At 65.2% G+C, this 2,466-nt stretch carries 4 protein-coding genes and 1 pseudogene; all 5 read left to right on the top strand.

Going from position 1 to position 2,466, the window contains the following annotated elements; translation table 11 throughout:
• Positions 1 to 276: 276 nt before the first annotated feature.
• The 5 genes and pseudogenes from CCN56_RS19945 (at position 277) to CCN56_RS19930 (ending at position 2,390) form a co-directional block, all read left to right on the top strand.
• Positions 277 to 534 (top strand): GntR family transcriptional regulator, encoded by a 258-nt coding sequence (locus CCN56_RS19945; RefSeq protein ID WP_256962054.1) that lies wholly within the window; start codon positions 277 to 279, stop codon positions 532 to 534.
• Positions 535 to 665: 131 nt separating this feature from the next.
• Positions 666 to 830: a hypothetical protein gene (locus tag CCN56_RS43285; RefSeq protein ID WP_179199910.1), complete on the top strand. Its 165-nt coding sequence runs from the start codon at positions 666 to 668 to the stop codon at positions 828 to 830.
• A gap of 96 nt (positions 831 to 926) precedes the next feature.
• Entirely contained in the window at positions 927 to 1,133 is a 207-nt protein-coding gene (locus tag CCN56_RS19940; protein WP_179199911.1) for a Flp family type IVb pilin, read from the top strand.
• 38 nt (positions 1,134 to 1,171) lie between these two features.
• Positions 1,172 to 1,777: pseudogene (locus CCN56_RS19935) on the top strand (pilus assembly protein TadG-related protein); the annotation flags it as partial.
• 28 nt (positions 1,778 to 1,805) lie between these two features.
• Complete coding sequence (locus tag CCN56_RS19930; RefSeq protein WP_086828660.1) at positions 1,806 to 2,390, top strand: hypothetical protein; 585 nt, start codon at positions 1,806 to 1,808, stop codon at positions 2,388 to 2,390.
• The last annotated feature ends 76 nt before the right edge of the window (positions 2,391 to 2,466 follow it).

Here is a 2,466-nt window from a genome sequence, read left to right as displayed (position 1 = left end):
CCGGGGCGGGGGCCGCCCGCAGCGCGGTACGGGCCCGATGCCGGCCGCCGCCCCGGGCACCGAACACCAGCCTCATCCACAAGGAGAGGGCGCGGATAAGGTTTGTCATGTCTGCCTGCTTTCCTCAGGTCGACCACGCCCCGGGAATGTTACCGCACTCGCCGGGGTCTTCCGTGCGCGCAGCGTAGCCGATGCCGGAAGCAGTCGACAGTGGGCGGCAGTGGTTGACAGTTGTCGACGATGCGCGAACGTTGTCGGATGCTTATGTTCGATTGCGTGACAGAGCAGATCAATCCCGGTGCCGCCGCATATCACTACGAGCAGCTCGCGAAGATCCTTGAGGGCAAGATCAGGAGTGGGGAGTTCCCGGCGGGGTCGCGCCTGCCCGGCGAGTTGATCCTCTCGCAGGAGTACGGCGTTGGCTCCAACACCGTCCGTCGAGCCCTCAACATCCTGCGTGAACGGGAGCTGGTCGTGACCGTGCGCGCGAGGGGTTCCTTCGTCGCCGAGCAGCTGCCCGAGGCCGGCGACTGACGTACGGATGTCCGCTCCGTCCCACGGGGAAGGCGACAACTGTCTCAATCTCACCTCAGGTTGAGGATCCTGCTTCGCGCGCACAACCGCATGTGACAGAGTGCGGACCGAGTGTGAGAGGGGTGGGTGTGATGGACCTGATCGACACGGACCTGAACAACCGGCAGGTCGCCGCGACTTGTCCCATCGCAGAGAAGGCGGCCAGGCGCCACATCGGCCGCGCCTTCGCCGAACTCCACCCCCACGCACATGTCGAGGACATAGCCTCCTTGCTGGGCACCAGGCCCACCCGATGACCGGGGCCCGCACCGGGGCCCACGGGCCCTGTCCGCCGACCCGCCCGTCGGCGTACGGTGCCCATGCGCAGGCGTCTGAACGCGGAGGGGACCACGATGAACGACGCGATGCTGAAGGCCCTGACCAAGACCAAGGTCGAACTGGCGACCCGTATGAGTCGCGGGGATCGCGGCCAGACGGCGGTGGAGTACCTGGGGATCATCGTGGTGGTGGTGGCGATCGTCATCGCGATCACCGGTACGGACATCGGTCAGTCGATCAAGAACGCCATTACGCAGAAGATCGCCGACCTAACGAAGTAGCCCGATCGGCATGGCGGAGCGATGAGGGGCAAGCCTTCCCCGTCTACATCGCGGTCATTGCCGGGCTCCTTTTTCTGGCGTTCGCCTACTTTTTGGTGGGCCAGGCCGCTCTGACGCGGAACAGCGCCCAGACCGCCGCGGACGCAGCAGCCCTCGCAGCGGCTCAGGATGCCCGAGAGCGACTGCGGGATGGCTGGATCGAAGTGATCCTTGATCCTGGGCAATGGAACTGGTTCCTTCAAGGCAGGGCGGACACCGGCAAGTCCCCGTGTCAGCAGGCGGAGGAGTTTGCAGCGCGGAATGAGGCTGTGGTCACAGACGGCGGATGCGTGTCTCTTGCTACCGAGGACCCTGGCTTCAGGGTGACCGTACGTACGACGGGTCGAGAGGCGCATCCGGCGACTGCCTCTGCTGAAGCTGTACTCGAACCGCGCTGCACCTTCGACCCCCCGAAACCCACGCCAGATCCGCCGGAGATCACACCAGATCCGACGCCTACGGGCCCCGATGAGGGAGGCGGAGAACCTGACGACGAGGAACCCGTGGTTGACCTCGTGTGTGGTGACGAGTCGTGGGTGATCGATCCTGAAAGCCCGCGCCTCCCCAGTGCCGCTGATCTCTTCAGAGTCCGACTGTCGGACTGACCCGCGACGAGCAAAGGAAGCACGCTTCATGAACGCGCGCCACACAAGGAAGACCCGCAGAGGGATGGTCGCCGTCGCGATCGCGTCCGTGGCACTCTTCGCGGCCGGGTGCGGCGCCGAAGAGAAGCCCAGCGAGAACAAGCCCGCCTCGACGAGTGCCACACCCCAGCAGGGAGCATCAACCGCTCAGGGGTCGCAAAAGGCCGAGGAGCCCACCGAGACTTTGGCCCTCGCAAAGGGGCAAAAGGGGTTGGAGCTCGCGATCAACTCTGCGGAACGTGACACGGGAGGATTCCTCACGGTCAAGGGCCAGTTGAGGAACAGGTCGGATTCGTCTCTTGCTCTTCCTTCTCAGATGAGCGGCGACGAGACCGAGGTTGTCAAGCACGGCACCTCGCTGGGCGGCGCAACGCTTGTCGACTCCGTCGGTAAGAAGAGGTATTACGTTCTGCGGGACACGGATGGGCGGCCGCTCACGACCATTGGGCTCGACATCCTCCCGGCAGGGAAGGCGGTCGACGTCTTCCTGCAATTTCCCGCGCCCCCCGCCAACAGCACCGAAGTGAGCTTCCAACTCCCCACCTTCGAACCCGCCGCCCTCAAGCTCTCCTGAGGCGACGCCATGACGACGACAAACCGCCGCCTCGCCGCGATCGTGCTCACGTGCGTGGTCCTCGGGCCGCTCGCCG

Source organism: Streptomyces sp. NRRL B-24572 (genome assembly GCF_002156145.1).
Taxonomy (GTDB): domain Bacteria; phylum Actinomycetota; class Actinomycetes; order Streptomycetales; family Streptomycetaceae; genus Streptomyces; species Streptomyces vietnamensis.
Note: the sequence above shows the minus strand (reverse complement) of the source record. Positions and strands in the feature narration are given on the sequence as shown.

Excerpts from the sequence above, each read along its gene's own strand:
- CCN56_RS19940 (WP_179199911.1), top strand. The coding sequence starts at position 927 with ATGAACGACGCGATGCTGAAGGCCCTGACCAAGACCAAGGTCGAACTG.
- CCN56_RS43285 (WP_179199910.1), top strand. The coding sequence starts at position 666 with ATGGACCTGATCGACACGGACCTGAACAACCGGCAGGTCGCCGCGACT.
- CCN56_RS19930 (WP_086828660.1), top strand. The coding sequence starts at position 1,806 with ATGAACGCGCGCCACACAAGGAAGACCCGCAGAGGGATGGTCGCCGTC.